Annotated in this window: 16 protein-coding genes; 3 read left to right on the top strand and 13 right to left on the bottom strand. The window is 44.8% G+C overall.

Annotation, left to right across the window (positions count from 1 at the left end; all coding sequences use genetic code 11):
• Positions 1–243: 243 nt before the first annotated feature.
• The 3 genes from AC6R05_RS08435 to AC6R05_RS08425 all read right to left on the bottom strand — a co-directional run bounded on the left by AC6R05_RS08435 (position 244) and on the right by AC6R05_RS08425 (position 3285).
• Positions 244–1239 (bottom strand): membrane dipeptidase, encoded by a 996-nt coding sequence (locus AC6R05_RS08435; RefSeq protein ID WP_032552396.1) that lies wholly within the window; start codon positions 1237–1239, stop codon positions 244–246.
• An 87-nt stretch (positions 1240–1326) separates the two neighbouring features.
• Positions 1327–2787 carry an aldehyde dehydrogenase family protein gene (locus tag AC6R05_RS08430; RefSeq protein ID WP_500647133.1) on the bottom strand — a complete coding sequence of 487 codons (1461 nt, stop codon included), beginning with the start codon at positions 2785–2787 and terminating at the stop codon, positions 1327–1329.
• Between the two features lie 99 nt (positions 2788–2886).
• Positions 2887–3285: a RidA family protein gene (locus tag AC6R05_RS08425; RefSeq protein ID WP_032552394.1), complete on the bottom strand. Its 399-nt coding sequence runs from the start codon at positions 3283–3285 to the stop codon at positions 2887–2889.
• Positions 3286–3443: 158 nt separating this feature from the next.
• Between AC6R05_RS08425 and AC6R05_RS08420 the strand changes: the two genes are divergently transcribed.
• Entirely contained in the window at positions 3444–4325 is an 882-nt protein-coding gene (locus tag AC6R05_RS08420; protein ID WP_500647132.1) for a LysR family transcriptional regulator, read from the top strand.
• A gap of 42 nt (positions 4326–4367) precedes the next feature.
• Here the strand turns inward: AC6R05_RS08420 and AC6R05_RS08415 are convergent, their stop codons facing one another.
• The 7 genes from AC6R05_RS08415 to AC6R05_RS08385 all read right to left on the bottom strand — a co-directional run bounded on the left by AC6R05_RS08415 (position 4368) and on the right by AC6R05_RS08385 (position 11370).
• On the bottom strand, positions 4368–5372 hold the full coding sequence (locus tag AC6R05_RS08415) for a S66 family peptidase (RefSeq protein ID WP_500647131.1): 1005 nt from the start codon (positions 5370–5372) through the stop codon (positions 4368–4370).
• A 532-nt stretch (positions 5373–5904) separates the two neighbouring features.
• Positions 5905–6090 carry a hypothetical protein gene (locus AC6R05_RS08410; RefSeq protein WP_172974301.1) on the bottom strand — a complete coding sequence of 62 codons (186 nt, stop codon included), beginning with the start codon at positions 6088–6090 and terminating at the stop codon, positions 5905–5907.
• A 174-nt stretch (positions 6091–6264) separates the two neighbouring features.
• Positions 6265–6717 carry a hypothetical protein gene (locus AC6R05_RS08405; RefSeq protein ID WP_150896301.1) on the bottom strand — a complete coding sequence of 151 codons (453 nt, stop codon included), beginning with the start codon at positions 6715–6717 and terminating at the stop codon, positions 6265–6267.
• The gene (gene pstB / locus AC6R05_RS08400; protein WP_412179825.1) at positions 6701–7468 is read right to left on the bottom strand and encodes a phosphate ABC transporter ATP-binding protein PstB; all 768 of its coding nucleotides are present in this window, start codon (positions 7466–7468) and stop codon (positions 6701–6703) included. Before pstB ends, AC6R05_RS08405 begins: the two co-directional genes overlap by 17 nt.
• A 124-nt stretch (positions 7469–7592) precedes the next feature.
• On the bottom strand, positions 7593–8894 hold the full coding sequence (gene pstA, locus AC6R05_RS08395) for a phosphate ABC transporter permease PstA (protein WP_500647130.1): 1302 nt from the start codon (positions 8892–8894) through the stop codon (positions 7593–7595).
• Entirely contained in the window at positions 8887–10266 is a 1380-nt protein-coding gene (gene pstC, locus AC6R05_RS08390) for a phosphate ABC transporter permease subunit PstC (RefSeq protein WP_500647129.1), read from the bottom strand. Before pstC ends, pstA begins: the two co-directional genes overlap by 8 nt.
• 63 nt (positions 10267–10329) lie before the next feature.
• The gene (locus AC6R05_RS08385; RefSeq protein ID WP_150869767.1) at positions 10330–11370 is read right to left on the bottom strand and encodes a PstS family phosphate ABC transporter substrate-binding protein; all 1041 of its coding nucleotides are present in this window, start codon (positions 11368–11370) and stop codon (positions 10330–10332) included.
• A gap of 537 nt (positions 11371–11907) precedes the next feature.
• Between AC6R05_RS08385 and AC6R05_RS08380 the strand changes: the two genes are divergently transcribed.
• Positions 11908–13911 (top strand): methyl-accepting chemotaxis protein, encoded by a 2004-nt coding sequence (locus AC6R05_RS08380; protein ID WP_500647128.1) that lies wholly within the window; start codon positions 11908–11910, stop codon positions 13909–13911.
• A 206-nt stretch (positions 13912–14117) separates the two neighbouring features.
• On the top strand, positions 14118–14369 hold the full coding sequence (locus AC6R05_RS08375) for a hypothetical protein (protein ID WP_032552385.1): 252 nt from the start codon (positions 14118–14120) through the stop codon (positions 14367–14369).
• Between the two features lie 15 nt (positions 14370–14384).
• Here the strand turns inward: AC6R05_RS08375 and AC6R05_RS08370 are convergent, their stop codons facing one another.
• From AC6R05_RS08370 to AC6R05_RS08360, 3 genes are all read right to left on the bottom strand, one after another.
• Positions 14385–14915, bottom strand: a complete 531-nt coding sequence (locus AC6R05_RS08370) for an RNA-binding S4 domain-containing protein (protein WP_032552384.1) — start codon at positions 14913–14915, stop codon at positions 14385–14387.
• Between the two features lie 78 nt (positions 14916–14993).
• On the bottom strand, positions 14994–16283 hold the full coding sequence (locus AC6R05_RS08365) for an ATP-binding protein (protein ID WP_500647127.1): 1290 nt from the start codon (positions 16281–16283) through the stop codon (positions 14994–14996).
• Positions 16284–16298: 15 nt separating this feature from the next.
• A complete protein-coding gene (locus AC6R05_RS08360; protein WP_032552380.1) occupies positions 16299–17003 on the bottom strand; it encodes a response regulator in 705 nt (234 codons plus the stop codon).
• Between the last annotated feature and the right edge of the window lie 128 nt (positions 17004–17131).

Genomic DNA, 17131 nt, shown 5'->3' with positions numbered 1-17131 from the left:
TGTATTCGAATCTGACTGCTTTTTGTCTTTCTTCGACGAGGCGTTCATGCTCGCAGCTTCCAGACCATTCGGTTTCACGCTATTGGTTAAATCAGACATACTCTGACTCCAGAGGTTTCTTTGCAGCTGTCATAACAATGATGGCCGCAAGCGGTGTATTTAACACCTGCCCTGTTATTGTTGTCTTGGGCAGGCTAGTCCATGTTTAGGCCTATCTGGTATAAGGTTTCCTTTTGTTTCGTCCTACTCTTTAGCCAGCGGCTCTAAGCCGTCACTTAAGAAGTTAAACCAGTTTTCACCTAGTATTTTTCCAGCCTCGGCTTCACTAAAGCCGTGACTCATCAAACCGTTATAAATGTTTTCCATGCCAGTGCTTCCACAGAACCATGGCAGTGCGTCTGGCCAGCCAGAATTGCTAGCAGAGCCCTCTCCGTAATCCATCGCCTTTGACCAGCGACCATTACGCATCCACTCCAGCACCGATTGAGGTTGGTTCAAACACAAGTCGCTACCGATACCTAAGTGCTCAACGCCCACCATGTCTGCTGTTTTTGCGACCATTTGGCAAAAATCTTCAAGCGTACATTGGCTGCCGTTTGGTAAGTGGAATGGGTATAAGCTAAAACCAATCAAGCCGCCACGTGCGGTTAGCGCTTTGATCACCTCATTGGATTTGTTTCGCAATGCATCGTGAGCAAACGTTGGATTAGCATGGCTGATACAGATGGGACGCGAAGAAAGGTCAATCGCTTCAAGCGTTGAGCGCTCGGCGCTGTGTGACATGTCGATGATCATTCCGACACGGTTCATCTCTTCAATCGCTTGCTTACCAAAACGAGTAACACCGGTATCGTGCTGCTCATAACAACCAGTCGCTAATAGACTCTGGTTGTTGTAAGTGAGCTGCATGATTAAAAGTCCTTGCTGGCGCATTACTTCAATCAAGCCAATTTCATCGTCGATTGGTGAACAGTTCTGAGCGCCCATGAAGATGCCAACCTTGCCTAGCTGTTTGGCTTTTTCAACATCCGCCATTGAGTGGATTGGCATAATAAGGTCAGCGTTTTGTTCAAACCTTAGGTTCCATTCAGCAAAACGAGTCAGAGTTTCACGCGCGTTCTCGTGATAGACAATCGTTGCGTGTACTGCAGTAATGCCGCTGGCTTTCAATGTTTGAAAATATTCTCGATCCCAATTGCAGTACTGTAATCCATCGATAACTATTCGTTGCTGATACATAACCACTCCTGTTGAATAACTCAAAATCGAACGTTTGACTCAGCCCGAGCCACACTCGGGCTTCGTCCTTGTTCAGTGACAAAGGCGTTAGTAAGGACGCTGATACGCAGTTTTAACCACGGTGTAGAACTCTTTCGCATACTGACCCTGCTCACGAGGACCAAAGCTAGACTCTTTGCGTCCGCCAAATGGCACGTGGTAATCCGTGCCGGCTGTTGGTAGGTTCACCATCACACACCCGGTTTGCGCCTGCTCTTTGAACATCGCGCTAGTACGTAGACTTTGAGTAATGATGCCGCCAGTTAGGCCAAAGCGCGTATCGTTGGTCGTAGCGATCGCTTCTTCTAAATCTGCTACGCGAATAACGCTAGCCATCGGAGCAAACACCTCTTCTTGGTTTACCTCCCAGCTGTTTTGCGTGTTCAAGAAAAGCGTTGGCGACATGTAGTAACCTTCGTGCTCTAGGTTTAAGCGCTCTCCACCGAAGGCCAACTCCGCGCCACTTTGACGTGCCTTTTCAATCCACTCGAAGTTCGCTTCAAGTTGTTTTCCATCAACTACAGGGCCCATGAAAATACCATCCTGAAGTGCATGGCCTACTTTGAGTTCGCTCATGCGCTTGATTAGTGCTTCAACGTATTGATCGTGGATACTATCCATCACCACAAGACGAGAAGAGGCTGTACATTTCTGACCTACACCTGAGAATGAACCAGCAATGGTTGCTTCAACCGCCGTCTGGATATCGGCATCGTCTGCAATAACCAGCGCATTCTTTGAGCCCATTTCCAATTGGCAACGGACGAAGTTTGGCGCTGTCGCGGCAGCAACTTTACGGCCTGTATCCACTGAACCGGTGAAGCTCACACCGTTTACATCTTTCGAATGAATCAGTGCGTCGCCTACTATTGAACCGCTGCCCAATACAAGGTTGAACGTACCCGCTGGAATGCCTTGGCGGTGGATGATCTCAGTTAATGCAACCGCACTCGCTGGCGTTAAATTCGCTGGCTTCCAAATAACGCTATTACCAAAAGCCAGTGCTGGCGCAATTTTCCAAGCTGCAGTCGCAGTCGGGAAATTCCAAGGAGAGATAATGGCGATAACGCCAACGGCTTCACGAGTCACTTCAACGGAGACCCCTGGACGGACGGAAGCTGCGTTATCACCAATTTGACGAAGTACTTCAGCAGCGAAGTACTGGAAGAACTGACCTGCACGATAGATTTCGCCACGGCCTTCAGCAAACGGCTTACCCTCTTCACGAGAAAGTAACGTTCCAAGCTCGTCACAGCGCGCAATCAGCTCATCACCGATCGCCTGTAGAACAGCTTGCTTGCGCTCGATTGGCGTTTTTTCCCATTCCGGTTGAGCGTGTTTTGCTGCCGAGATAGCCTGTTGTACTTGTTCTGAGCTTGCTTGCGCGAAATCGCCAAGGTTTTCTGAAATATCGGAAGGGTTGATGTTCGAAACAGTACTGACGCCTGTTTGCCATTCACCACCAATATAGAGTGCATTTTCTGCTTGAACATTGTTTAGTTGAGTCATCATTCTATCCTTGTCACGTCTTAGCGACTGTTGAGTCTGGTCGCTCTGTATTGATTCAATAATTAAGTTGTGTTCGTTTCATTTACCCAGGGCTATGCCTTATGCTTGTGGCGAAGCAGACGCATACACGACAAATTCCACTAGCATCTCTTCTCTTGCGAGACCTGCCACAACCATCGCTGCTCGGTTTGGGTATGGCGCTTCAAAATGCTCCGCATAGATTGCGTTAACTGTTTTTAGATATTCACGGTCGGTCACGTAGATCAGCACCTGAAGCACTGAGTCCAATGACTCTCCTGCGCACTCCAGTGTGTGTTTTAGATTGTTAAAAGTTTGTCGCGTTTGAGCTTCAATACCACCTTCAACGACCGCACCCGTATCATCAATTGGGATTTGAGCGGTATAAAGAGTACCGTTGTTAACAATGGCCCACTCTAGTGGCGCTTTAGAGGCGAATAGTTCCGTTTTTACTGGCTGTTTTTTAGTTTGTGCGTTCACGTTTCAATCCAACTTTGTAACAACTTTGTTTCAAGATGGTTAAATATTGCACCTTGACGCCTGATAAATCTAACGGTAAATTTCGTGCATTTGATAAATAAAACTTATCACCATGCACAAAGTAAGGTGAAACAAGGGATTGAGAGGGATTCAAACGGATGAGTATCAAACTGCAGCAGTTAAAACATTTCGTTTTTGTGGTCGAGGAAGGGGGTTTTAGAGCCGCAGCGAACCGTGCCAACCGCTCTCAAGCAGCACTATCAACATCGATTAAAGAGTTAGAGAAGATACTCGGACAACCCCTGTTTGAAACAGGCAACAAGTCAACGCTGACGCCATTTGGCGAAATATGTCTACCTAAAATCATTCAGTTTTTGAATGTTTATAAAGCACTAGATAATGACTTACGTGCCGCGGCGGCGGGTCAGCAAGGAAGAGTAAGGATTGCAAGCGTTCCCTCTGTAGCCGCAAAATTAATCCCGAGTGTTCTAGGCGCCTTCTGTGAGCAATACCCGAATGTAGAAGTAAGTTTAATTGATGATAATGCGGCCGGGGTTGAAGCGAGACTATTGTCTGGAGAGGTTGATGTCGCGCTAGGCAACAGCTCAAGCCTTGATGAAGATACTATCGATTTTACTCCATTGATCTCAGACCCGATCGGTGTCGTCTGTTTGAAAGACAATCCAATCGCCAGTCACCCAGAAGGGATAGAGTGGCAGACTTTGCTTCAACAACCCTTTATCAGAAACGGCACATGTACCCTACTCGATCCTACTCCGGCGCGAACGCTCAGTGAACAAGCACTCTATTCGGTAGAGAACATCACATCCTTATTTTCGGTGCTTGAGCTGGGGATTGGGGTAACAACGCTGCCAAAACTCGCTTTCCCAACGAACGAGACTCGTCTAACTTGGATTCCGTTAATCGATCCGCCGTTAAAACGCCAAATTGGTATTTTCAGGTTGTCAGATAGGACGATTTCTCCGCAAGCACAAGCCTTTCATGACTTGTGCGTGCAGTATTTGAAGATAAACCAATAACGGTTTGCTTATTGGAAGGGTTGATGGGTTAAAACTAGTGGCTTAATTGCGATTCAACCAATCGCCTGAAATCGAAATAGAGTGCTGTTCGAAATCTATCGTACAGTTCGCTCCTAATGGCAGAGTGAACATTGGATGAGTATGACAGCAATCGAAGCCAGATAAGATCGGCACTGCTTGAACATTTAACACCTCTAACAATACGTCTAGTGGTGTGCGGCCTGTTCCTCTGTCATTGAAGAGCTCATGCTTGCCGAGTACAATTGCAGATACACGGTCAAAGATGCCACACGCCTTTAATAATGAGAAAGAGCGCTCCACCGTTTCAATTCCAAGCATGCAATCTTCAACCAGCAAAATATCGCCCTGCTTAATCTCTGGCATATATTCACTGCCCCAAATGGCCCCCATGGTATTGAGGTTGCCACCGATAATGCGCCCTTCAACAACGCCTGAGCCTAAAAACTGCCATTCGTTCTGATAGACAGGTTTTACTTTATCTTGGGTTTCCCATTCCGCTCTAAAGTCTGTCCAGACCGCCGGCATTTTATAAGTATGCAGATCAAGGTCTTGGCATAGAATTTCGTGGAACGATGCGAAGGTTTCCTCAACCAATGGCGCAAATTCACCAAAGGAAGCCACCAAAGCTGGGCCGTAAAATGTTGGTATGCCTGTTTTCGCATGAATCCCGAGCAGTAGCGCAGTGACATCGGAGTAACCGATGATCACCTTAGGATCATTTTTCAACGCTTCATAATCGATATAAGGAAGCAGTGCATTACTGTTGTTGCCGCCAATGGTAGACATTATGCAGCGAACACTTGGATCTCGAATCAGCGCGTTTAACTCCTCTACACGCTCCTGGATCGACCCAGAGCGATACCCATCAGACTTGCCCGTGAGCTGACCAGCCACTAATTCAAATCCCTTGCTTTCAAGAAACTGTTTTGCTCTTTCAAAACGTTTCGGTGCAAACACCGTTGCTGGAGATGACGGAGAAAAAAACGCGATCTTATCGCCTCGCTTTAAAGGTTTTGGTAGCAACATTTCAATTTCCTTATTCTTTTTATTCAATAGCCATAAACTAAGTCATTGAAATATAGAGAGGATTTCAACATATGAAACGAAATTCAGTTTAACGTTTGAGATGTAAACTCAAAGAGACACATAAAGAGTAGAACGTAAAAGCCGCACTACGAACCATGAAAGGAAAAAGCCACTAATTATCGCTTAAATTTTACGCACAGATATACGTATGTACTACAATGTATATACATCAATAATACATAGTGAAGAGGTAGGTATGAAACAATTAAAACTGTTGACTAAAAGCCATGAACAACCCGTATTTGGTCTGTTAGAGCGTATCAGTATCGTTGCACTAGTGATCGTCGCCACGCTTTTCACCATGGCATAGCCAAACTCTGAGTACCTAAAGGGAAAAGAATGTTTATGGAAGCTTGTTTTAGAGGTTGCGAGTCAATATCTAGATTCTGACTTATCAGGGGGAACGCCTAGATAGTGGGATTGAGATAAACCGCGGTTGAACATCACGCTTGACCTGAGTGAGCGGCGAAAACTACTGTGGTTTTTCGTTTTCTGACTCATGCTCCGCTACAAAACGTTTGATGAACTGCCTAATCTCGCGTGCAGCAGAGGTATCCATGTCATCACACAGTGAAATAAAATTATCTTTTAACTCACTGTTAATTCTGATGATCAACTGGCTATCTTTAGCGTTCGCTTTGTTCTTCTTAGTGGCCATCACTGCGCACCCTAGATACTCGATTTGATTAGTTCGATTCTAAGACACACAAGAGCAGAGAGCCAATGCGAATCGTATATTCGATGTATATACATGATCCGGCTCTACAATTTGTTACAAATGGAAAGTCACAGCGTGACAAGATAACAGCGCTAAGTCATAGAAAACCTTAGCTTATCCGTACATGTAGCGCGACATAAAGAAGTTCACATTCTCAATAACAGCATCGTACTCATCTTCTGTTTTCTCTACATCCCAAAACAGCAGTTTGTCGTACGTAGGCATCGGCGAAACCATTTGGATGGCATTCAAGCTCACTGTGATTAATAGGTCGTAGTGACCAGCGCTAAAATCACCCTCTACTTTTTCAAGGCCCCCAAAAGTCTGCACGCTTGCCCTTTCTCCAACGGCAGAGGTTGGAATCGAATAACAGACAATATCAAAATGTCCATAGCACTTAATATCCAACTGCTGAGCTGCAAAAAGTGCAAGGTCATTACTGGTATCCCCTAACACAAAGATTCTTTTACGTTTCAGAGGTGCCGTTGTTCGGCCCGATAAGGCAGAGCGTTTTGCTCTGCCATCCAGTTTGTTACTTCGTCCAATCGTATTACCCAAAGCGGCCACTGATATAGTCCCTAGTCAAACGGTGTTGTGGATTATGAAACACTTCCTTGGTCTCATTCACTTCAATTAAGTCACCCAAGTGGAAGTAAGCGGTGCGGTCAGAAACGCGCAAAGCCTGCTGCATAGAGTGCGTAACAATCACGATACTGAACTGTTTTTTGAGATCATGTATCAGCTCTTCAATGACTTCTGTCGCAATCGGGTCAAGCGCCGAACACGGCTCATCCATTAAGATGACTTCAGGACTAATCGCTATCGTACGAGCAATACACAAGCGTTGTTGCTGTCCGCCAGAAAGCCCCGTCGCTGGGTGGTCGAGACGGTCTTTCACTTCATCCCATAAACCCGCTTTGGTTAGCGACTCTTCAACCACTAAGTCCATATCAGACTTCTTCTCGACCAAACCATGTAAACGAGGACCGTAGATAATGTTGTCGTAGATGGATTTAGGGAATGGATTTGGTCTTTGAAACACCATACCCACTTGAGAACGAAGCTCTACAATCTCTTGCTCTTTACCGTAGATATCTTGGTTATCTAAAGTGATACTGCCGTTAATCACGCAACCGTCTACGGTATCATTCATGCGATTGAGACAGCGAAGAAAGGTCGACTTGCCACAGCCCGACGGGCCAATCATAGATAAGACTTCGCGCTCTCCAATGTCTAAGCTGACATTTTTGATCGCCTGCTTTTGTCCATGGTCGTAAAACACATCAACATTGCGCGCTGACATACGCGCTTGGTCGATAAAAGGCAAACCGACCGTCTCTCTCGACTCATCGATACGATGATGAACCGAATTTGCCGCTTGGACTTCAACTTGCAGTTGGCCAGATAAAGTTTGAATATTTTCAGTCATTTGAGAAGCACTCCTACCAACGGCGTTCTAAACGTTTACGCAGCAGTACCGCGCATGAATTCATAAAGGCTAAGAAGAAAAGTAAAACCATGATTGCGCCGGAGGTGTTCTCCGCGAAGCCTTTTTCTGGGTTTTCAGCCCACAGATAAATTTGTACAGGCAAAGCGCTGGCGGCATCGAACGGCCCTTGTGGCACATCGACAATGAAGGCGACCATACCAATCATGATTAGAGGTGCAGTCTCACCCAGAGCTTGTGCCATACCGATAATTGTCCCCGTCAGCATCCCAGGCACCGCCAATGGCAAAACATGATGTGTTACCGATTGCATCTTCGACGCCCCTACTCCTAGCGCAGCGTCCTTAATCGATGGAGGCACCGCTTTAATGGCAGCACGGCTAGAGATGATGATAGTGGGCAATGTCATCAAGGACAGAACTAAGCCACCAACAATTGGCGCCGAACGAGGCAGTTCCGCAACATTCAAGAAAATCGCCAAGCCAAGTAAACCGAACACGATCGACGGAACCGCCGCTAGGTTGTTGATGTTAATCTCGATCATGTCAGTGATTTTGTTCTTAGGTGCGAACTCTTCTAAGTAAGTAGCGGCTGCAACCCCAATTGGGAAACTGATACAGAAACAAACAAGTAAGGTATAAAACGACCCAACCATGGCTCCCCAAATCCCCGCCAGTTCGGCATCTCGACTGTCACCGTTAGTGAAGAAGTTCTTGTTAAAAACCGTTCTAACTTTGCCTTGGCTTTCAAGTTGCTCAAACCAAGCAATCTGGTTGTCTTTAAACTTTCGCGAATCTTCTGGGATGGAGGAATCGACATTGCCTTTGTTGTATTGATTCGACAGATCGCCTGCCAATGCCCAGTAGGTAATTTCACTACCTACCAAAGAGGGATTTTCTACAACCCGATCACGCAGATCATACTCTGCCCCTCTAGAAATGAAGGAATACAAAGCTTTACGCTCTTTTCGACCGTTGACTTCAATTTCCTCTCTGAGCGCGTTACGCAGAGCTTTCATGTAGTTAGCGCTGAACAGCTCCGTTTCGTCTGGTGATTCATTGATAAGCCCCAGAGTGTCATGATCTAAACTGACCTGCAGCTTGATCTCCGTGGTGTAGAAAGCGGTGTAACCCTGAGAGGTGATAGACGCAATTAAGATTACGAGGAACATGATCGCGGAGCTGATAGAAACAATACCGTACCAACGAAAGCGCCCTTCTCTCGATTTCCTTTTCGCTAAGCTTGCCTTGACTTTGGCTTTCTTAGTCTTTGATATTTCATTTAAGACACTAGTCATATTGTTCTCGATATTTCTTAACGATGCGTAGCGCAACAAAGTTCAGCACAAGCGTCACCACGAACAGAGACAGTCCCAGTGCAAATGCCGCTAAGGTTTTCGGGCTGTCAAACTCTTGGTCACCAACCAGTAAGGTAACAATCTGAACGGTTATGGTGGTTACTGATTCGAGTGGATTTGCCGTGAGGTTGGCAGACAGGCCAGCTGCCATCACCACAATCATGGTTTCACCAATGGCGCGTGATACGGCCAACAACAAGCCGCCTACAATGCCCGGAAGCGCAGCTGGAAGAACGACATTTTTGATTGTTTCAGACTCTGTTGCCCCAAGGCTTAACGAACCATCACGCAGGGATTGGGGCACGGCAGTAATCACGTCATCAGAAAGAGAGGAGACAAACGGAATGATCATAATGCCCATAATTAAGCCTGCAGCTAATGCACTCTCGGACGACGCCGAAGTCAGACCCACAGCATGGGCCGTATCGCGAATCATTGGCGCGACGACTAAAGCAGCAAAGAAGCCATAAACAACAGTTGGAATGCCCGCTAGGACTTCAAGAATAGGCTTAGCAACGCTTCGTACTTTTGGTGAAGCATATTCCGCAAGATAGATTGCACTCATCAAGCCAACAGGCGCCGCTATACACATGGCGATAGCGGAGATCATAAGTGTGCCGACGAACAGCGGTATAAAGCCAAAAGCACCACTTGCACCTTGTTGGTCTTCGCGTAGGGCCACTTGTGGCGACCACTCCAAACCAAAAATAAAATCGGTCACGGGTACGATATTGAAAAAACGGATCGCCTCAAACAATACCGACAGCACGATGCCCAAAGTGGTAAGAATCGCGATGATCGAACAAATAATCAGAAACAGCTGAAGAATATTTTCAACATAAACACGCGCTTTCACTTTTGGTCGAACGAGTTTTAGACCTAGGACTAACCCTGCAAAAGCGATCGCAATCAGCGTTGCAAAGCGAATATTGTTACCCGACTCCATCACGTAGGTGTAGTAACGAGACGCTTCAATTAACCACCTCTTGTCAGTATCTGTAATACCATCCGCAACGTGCTTTATCTGACTAAACAGTAGAGATGGCTCTGTACCATCAGTAAGTACACTGCGTGGTAGGTTTGACATCACCATAGACTCAACAATCGCTGGGTAGAATGCACTCCAAACCGCGAAAATGATCAGTGCAGGAATGGCTGACATCATTGCCGCTAATGTCGCATAGTATGAGGGTCTAGAGTGAAGGTATCTTAATCCACCGTTTGAATGAGCCAATTGTCTGGAGCGACTCTTAGTTACCACATAGGCAAGCGTTGAGATACCGAACAACAAGAACACAAGCAAAGAATTCATAGGGCCTCTGAAAATGAAAACGGGGTAACCTATTGGCTAGGCACCCCGTGATTTCGACAAGAATTATAGGTTTGGTGTTAGCTCAGTACCTGCTGCACGAACCAATTTCCAATCTCTTGCAGATAGAGGGATTAGACCGCGGTCAGCTAGGTAGCCTTCATCACCAATGGCTTGTTCAGAAGTAAACGCCGCTACGTACTCCTTTAGACCTGGGATTGTGTCTTTGTGCGCTTCTTTCACGTAGAAGTACAGTGAACGAGATACTGGGTATTCACCAGAGCCAATCGCATCAAATGTCGGTTCTACGCCATTTACAATAGACGCTTGAACTTTGTCTGCGTTCTCTTCAAGGAAAGAGTAACCAAAAACGCCCAACGCATTCGGGTTAGAAGCCAGTTTCTGAACGATTAGGTTGTCGTTCTCGCCTGCTTCAATGTAAGCACCGTCTTCACGTACAGAGTGACATACCGCTTTGTATTTCTTTTTGTCAGTCTTTTTCAGTGCTTTGATTTGCGGGAAAGTTTTACAGCCACCTTCTAGAGCAAGCTCTGCAAAAGCGTCACGTGTTCCTGATGTTGGTGGAGGACCAAGTACTTCGATCTTGATGTTTGGAAGTGTTGGGTTCACTTCTTTCCATGTTTTGTATGGGTTTTCTACAAGATTGCCGTTCGCGTCTGGCACCATTTTCGCTACGCCTTTGTAAACGTCTTGTAGAGACAATTCAAATTGTTGAGCTTTTTTAGAGTTCGCTAGCACGATGCCGTCAAAGCCAATTTTAATTTCAACGATATCCTTAACACCATTTTTGGCACACAACTCGACTTCCGAAGCTTTAATTTTACGAGAAGCATTTGTGATATCTGGTGTATTTTCACCGATACCCGCACAAAATAGTTTTAAACCACCACCTGAACCTGTTGATTCAATTTTAGGTACGGAAAAAGAAGATGTACGGCCAAATCGCTCTGCAACAACAGTCGCGAATGGAAATACAGTTGATGAACCAACAATACTAATGTAGTCGCGTGAAGCAGCATTAGCAACGCCACCTGTAGCCATAGTAAGAGCAACTGTTGTAGTAGCAATAAGCGCTTTAATTTTCACATCAACCTCCAAGTTGATAAATGAATTAATGGAGTTAAACATCTGTAATCATTAAGATGCCGAATAATCAGTTCGATTTATGTTTTGAACTCCAATAATTCAAACAGAGGCTTGTGACGATTTCATTGCACAAAAATTAATCATAAGTTACATATCTATAATCTACACATCACATTCACAATACATAGTATCAGCAACAAAACAATAAAACTTAAAGTATTGATAAGTAATAACTTAAAGAGGAATCCTGCTTTTTTGACATAAAAACTATGAACTTTATTCAGTGCGCTTGACGACGGTTCCCCACCAATAACTAATCTTCACCAAGTTTGCTTGTCACATGAAAAACAGTATCAGATCGATGTTCTTAAAATAACCAATAAATGGGTGTTAAATGCAGTCCCTTGCATTCATTAAAGTTTCATATATATCAACTAACCTCCTGAAAAAACAAGCGAGTCAATAATAACCCTATGATTGGTTATATTCTCTCTACCTTCAATTTCAAGTTAAATGGAAATAACTGTTGAGGTTTCAATGCACTTGTCCATTATTCAGCGAATCATTATCAGCTTTGGTATCGTTATTACTTTCGTTGTCGCCATCAGTATTTTTGCCTATTTCAATCAGAGTAAAATGGCACAACAGTTAGAGCTAACATCGGTAAAGATGACGAATCTCCTCGCAGATTCGAATTTGTTGGGTCAAAACTTACAAAATATCAACCGAGCGGTTTTGGTTCACGCCAATACAGATTCTGTTGCTAACCGAAATAAACTAGAACAAGAGTTTTACGAAGAGAAGCAGCGCTATTTAACCAATTACCAAGAGTTGCTCAACGACTTCAATAATTTCCCTGCACTACAAACGCATATCGCCGAGTTAAACACCATTGCCCAGCGTATTTTCATTAATGCTGAACAACAGTTAGAAACAAAGAACCGGCGCATGAGTGCGCGACACAAAACATCTCAAGAGCTAAATCAGTTTGATGAAAAATGGAAATTCTTCGAGCAAGACATCAGCGACCTAGCAGCTGTAGCAAAAGGCAACGGACAACGCACCAATAACCGCAACCTCAACTACTTAGTCGCACAAGGAACAGGCGCAGACCGTTATCTGCAGAAGATCTACGCAATGGAAGATGTTGATGACGCTGAGGTGGTCAAAAAGGAATTAATCGCTCACATTGAAAGATTTAAAGATAAAGCAAAGCGAGTCCCTATCTCGATGCCAGAGAGTAAAGAGAGCATCAGCTTCTATCTGAATCAGTTGATACGTGCCATTGAGCAGCCGCAAGGGGTACTTCAACAGCACCTTACCTATATTCAGCTAACAGCCACCAGCGAACAACTTCTGCGCCAGCTTGCTGCAGACATGGACAGTGCCATAAACAGCTTTGAGCTTATGGGAAGTGATATCGGATCATTGGTAAGCCAAACCGCTGATGAAGCACAGCAAGATTCAAACAGAGCACTACTCCTTAATGCTTCACTGGCAGTGATCTCTACTCTTATTGCCCTCGCCATCTCCTCGACGATTGTATTATCGATAAAGAGGCCACTACGTAAGATTGTTGAAGCACTCGACAAGCTGACTTCCGGCGATCTTACTCATCGTATTGAAACGGGTTTTCAATCTGAACTGGGTGCTATCGCTCTCAATATCAACGCGTTAGGCTCTCAGCTAAGTAACGTTATAACCCAAGTTCAACAGTCTGCAGACACATTGAGTGATGTCGCCAATGAAAGCCATATCTTAAGCAATAAAACAAACATTGACGTCGCTAAGCAACAGAAACAGACCGACACAATTCGTCAATCGGTAACGGAAATGAAGATCGCCATCGACAGTGTCTCCAGCTCAGCCAAAGAGACCAGTGATGAAGTCGATAAGATCACAGTGTTAGCTCACAACAACATGGACAGCATGCAGCAAAATCTGACCTTTGTTAGCCAGCTGCAGAGCTCGCTAGTCGAAGCAACCGATGTGATTCATCAACTCTCAAATGAATCTCGCCAAATTGGAGATATTCTCACGGTGATTCAGTCAATCTCTGAGCAAACCAACCTATTGGCACTCAATGCCGCAATTGAAGCGGCTCGCGCCGGAGAACAAGGACGAGGATTCGCCGTAGTCGCAGATGAAGTGCGCTCGTTAGCAACTCGAACGCAAAGCTCTGCTAATGACATTGATACAATGATCAGCAACCTTCAGTCTCAAGCCGAAAAAGCGGTGATGCTAGTGGAGAACAATCTAGAAAAAGCAGCCGCGTCAGTAAATCAAACTAATCTAAGCAGCCAATCTCTGGATACTATGGTCACAAGGCTCTCAACGATTAATGAAATGAGCCGCCACATAGCTGATGAATCAATAAAACAGAGCAATGTTGCACAGGAAGTCATGAGTAACATCGCTTATATATCCAAAAAAGCCGTCAGTATTGCCGAAGAAGTCAATCAGTCAGCGCGCAACAGTGAGTCCTTAAATGCGTTATCGAGTCGCCAGAGTGAATTAATTTCGCACTTCGTCATTCGTTGAACCTAGCTCTATTCACCTTAATGACTCAACCAAAACAAAAAGCGGGCTAATCATCCATAGCCCGCTTTTTACTTTGCATTTGCTAACCATATCAGCACGACGCTCTATAAACCTGTAAACGAAACGCGACAATAACGTCACAAATCTGTCATCTCTCGCCTGTAGATTACCCTGCGAAGTTTAACTAAACCTCTGATTAAGAAGATATGTCACAGGCAAAACACCCTTTAGACAACAAAATCATCGCCCTATTGCAGCAGCGCGGCATGATCAAAAGTGAAGCGAAAACACGCCTGAAGAAACAGGTTTATAAGTTGCAGGCTTCAGAAGTGAATCAGATCAACAACTATTCCAATCACTTTGGCTTGAACGCAAAACAGAAACTGATTGATGAGATATTGGATATCAGACGCGAGGCGATGATTTCTAGCCTCACATCTGAAAAAGGTAGGATCTAACTTAAAGTCACTTGATTAGAAGAAATCTATAGAGTTACGACCACTCTTCTCATCACGTTGTGGCTTTGACTTCTCGTTTTGAGCCTTAGGCTTATTGGTAGATTTGTTCTTCTGTTTACGTGGCTCAGCAGAAGCACTCAAATTTTGGCCTTGATTAGCGCTCTTATTTTTCTGCTTAGAAGAGCGCTTAGATTTATGCTGCTGTTTAGGCTCTTCTTTTTTCTTTGGTTTCTCAACCACTTCTTGAACAGGCTGATCACAACAAACCACGTAGTACTCTTGGTTGAACTCAAAGAAGTCACCATCGTACATCTTACGGCGCTTACGAGTTTCTAGCTCACCATTTACCGCAACGTAACCTTCAGAAATCACGTGCTTGGCCTCACCGCCACCGCCAACTAGGTTAGCGATCTTAAAGACTTTATATAGCTCGATAGGTTGTGATGAGACATCAACGCCAATCGCTTCAATCTCAATCTCTTCGCCTTCTTCGCCATACTGATCCACTTCATCGTAATCAGCGTCTTCGTAGTATTCTTGGTCCATGATGAACTTACCTAAAACATGTTCTTTATCGTATGCAGCGCAGTGTAATGGGAAACCAACAAAATAACCATCTTCTATTTACGCCTCAACACGAGGAAAAGAGAGCGCAAAGCAAGCACCATCAAGATAACTCTCTCCCACGGTCACTTGAGCCTGATGACGTTCACATACCTGCTTTACAATAGCGAGGCCTAGTCCATGCCCAGTTTTACCTTTATTCCTTGCTGCATTTGCGCTGTAGAAAGGATCAAACAAGAATGGCCAGTGCTCCGACTCAACACCTTTACCGTCATCATGCACTTCCACCACAACTTCCCCATCGTTATACCAAAGCTCAATCACAATCTTCGAATCAGCGAACTTAAATGCATTGCGTACGATGTTGTCTACTGCACGATTAAACAACTTGAGGTCAACGTGCAATGGCACGGACTCTTTAAGAGGCACCTTAACGAGATCAAGCGTGGTCTCTTTTTCCCATATAGCACATCGCTCATCCAGCCAGTTATTCATATCGACAGGCTGCAACTGAAGTTCAGAGCCCCCTCGCTCCAGTCGCGAGTAGTAAAGCAACTCATCGACCATGTCTTCCATCTCTTCCGTGTCAGCAAGTATCCGTGCGATTGCCTTCGACTGTTTGTCCGTAGGGTCCAAATCGCTCAATAGCTCAGCTTGCCATTGAATACGAAAAATCGGTGTTCTCAGCTCGTGAGCAACAGCATTGGTCAGAGATTTATTACTATTGATTAGGTCGCGAATCTTATCCGCCATCACGTTAAAACTGCGGTTGAGCGTACCGAGCTTAATGCTATTTTTCTCGGAGGCGCGCTGCATCAATTCGCCATTAGAAAACGCAACGGTAACCAATTCTAAATTCTTCAAGCGACGTTTGATTCGCCACACTAAAAACAGACCACTGAAGGCAAAGCCCGTGATGGCGAATACCCAAATGAATCGGTTCTCGGTCTTTATCTTTTTCCTTAGGAAAGAGTCTTTGTTGTCCGATAATTCGTACACGCTTTGACTACCAGGTAAACGCAGCCAAAGAAAGTCTTCTTCATGGTAGTACACGTTAACACCTGGATTACCAAACGCTTTTTGAACCATTTTAGGTGCGGCTTCAAAATCTACAATACGAAGATTTTGGCGCGTTTTTTCCGCATAGTTTGTCAAAATGGTTTCGGTTTCGACTATTCCCTTCTCGCTCGCAATCGTACTAATCAGCTCTTGGTAAGCTTCTGCCTGATGATCGCGCAGGATGTATTCATAGTCGGTACCCAGCTTATAAACGACAAAAGCGTACGAATAGATACTGATGAGAAAGATTAGCGTCAGGCCCACCAAGTATTCAAAATAGATTCTTCTCATTAAGAAAAGTCGCCTTTACCAGCGTTCAGGAACAAATAGATAGCCTTTACCGCGAACCGTAATGATCTTTTTCGGTGGCATAGTGATGTCATTCAGCTTCTTACGAAGAATCACGATTTTGTTATCAATAAAGCGATCGACACCATCGTATTCAATCCCTCGAATCTCCTGAGTTAGATAGTTACGTGACAAGACCTGTTCAGGCGAAGACGCCAATAACCAAAGCAGCTCAAACTCACTCTCGGCAATCGGAATATCTTGGCCAGCATGAACACATGATTTGGTCGCCTTATTGAGGGAAAGCTTGCCAAAGCTCAACTCATTGCCATTACCTGTGGTATTTGGCTGTAGGTCTTGAGTTCGACGAAGCAACATACGCACCCTTGCCAGCAAGACACGCTGTCGTACAGGTTTGCTAATAAAGTCGTCTGCACCTGTTTCCAAAGCCGCAACATGGTCAAAATCGTCGTCACTGGCCGTTAAGATCAGAATCTTGCCATTGAATTGGCTGCGTATTTCACGACAAATGGTCAGCCCATCAACCTCTGGCAACATTAGATCCAGAAGTACAATGTCAGGTTGGATTGTTAAAATTTGCTCACAGGCAGTTGCCCCATCAGATATGGTGACAACATCAAATGATTGGCTCTCGAAATACTCTTGCAGCATTTCTCTTAGGACTGGATCGTCTTCCACGATCACTAATTTAGGGTTGGTCATAAATCCTTCTTACCGTGTTTCTTGCTACCCTTGTGAACCGCTTCCTTGATTTTGAATTCAGCACATTCGTCTTACATAGCTGTGATTTTTTAAAATTAATTTGGTTTCATAAAAATGATAGATATATC

Source organism: Vibrio sp. R11-SG3-ISO9 (assembly GCF_059834255.1).
This window is presented reverse-complemented; position numbering and strand designations above follow the sequence as displayed.

What these genes read in the sequence shown, in the direction of transcription:
- AC6R05_RS08435 (WP_032552396.1), bottom strand. Translation starts at nt 1,239, where the DNA reads ATGTATCAGCAACGAATAGTTATCGATGGATTACAGTACTGCAATTGG.
- pstA (WP_500647130.1), bottom strand. Translation starts at nt 8,894, where the DNA reads ATGACTAGTGTCTTAAATGAAATATCAAAGACTAAGAAAGCCAAAGTC.
- AC6R05_RS08365 (WP_500647127.1), bottom strand. Translation starts at nt 16,283, where the DNA reads ATGAGAAGAATCTATTTTGAATACTTGGTGGGCCTGACGCTAATCTTT.
- AC6R05_RS08370 (WP_032552384.1), bottom strand. Translation starts at nt 14,915, where the DNA reads ATGGACCAAGAATACTACGAAGACGCTGATTACGATGAAGTGGATCAG.
- AC6R05_RS08375 (WP_032552385.1), top strand. Translation starts at nt 14,118, where the DNA reads ATGTCACAGGCAAAACACCCTTTAGACAACAAAATCATCGCCCTATTG.
- AC6R05_RS08380 (WP_500647128.1), top strand. Translation starts at nt 11,908, where the DNA reads ATGCACTTGTCCATTATTCAGCGAATCATTATCAGCTTTGGTATCGTT.
- AC6R05_RS08410 (WP_172974301.1), bottom strand. Translation starts at nt 6,090, where the DNA reads ATGGCCACTAAGAAGAACAAAGCGAACGCTAAAGATAGCCAGTTGATC.
- AC6R05_RS08415 (WP_500647131.1), bottom strand. Translation starts at nt 5,372, where the DNA reads ATGTTGCTACCAAAACCTTTAAAGCGAGGCGATAAGATCGCGTTTTTT.
- AC6R05_RS08360 (WP_032552380.1), bottom strand. Translation starts at nt 17,003, where the DNA reads ATGACCAACCCTAAATTAGTGATCGTGGAAGACGATCCAGTCCTAAGA.
- pstC (WP_500647129.1), bottom strand. Translation starts at nt 10,266, where the DNA reads ATGAATTCTTTGCTTGTGTTCTTGTTGTTCGGTATCTCAACGCTTGCC.
- AC6R05_RS08430 (WP_500647133.1), bottom strand. Translation starts at nt 2,787, where the DNA reads ATGACTCAACTAAACAATGTTCAAGCAGAAAATGCACTCTATATTGGT.
- AC6R05_RS08420 (WP_500647132.1), top strand. Translation starts at nt 3,444, where the DNA reads ATGAGTATCAAACTGCAGCAGTTAAAACATTTCGTTTTTGTGGTCGAG.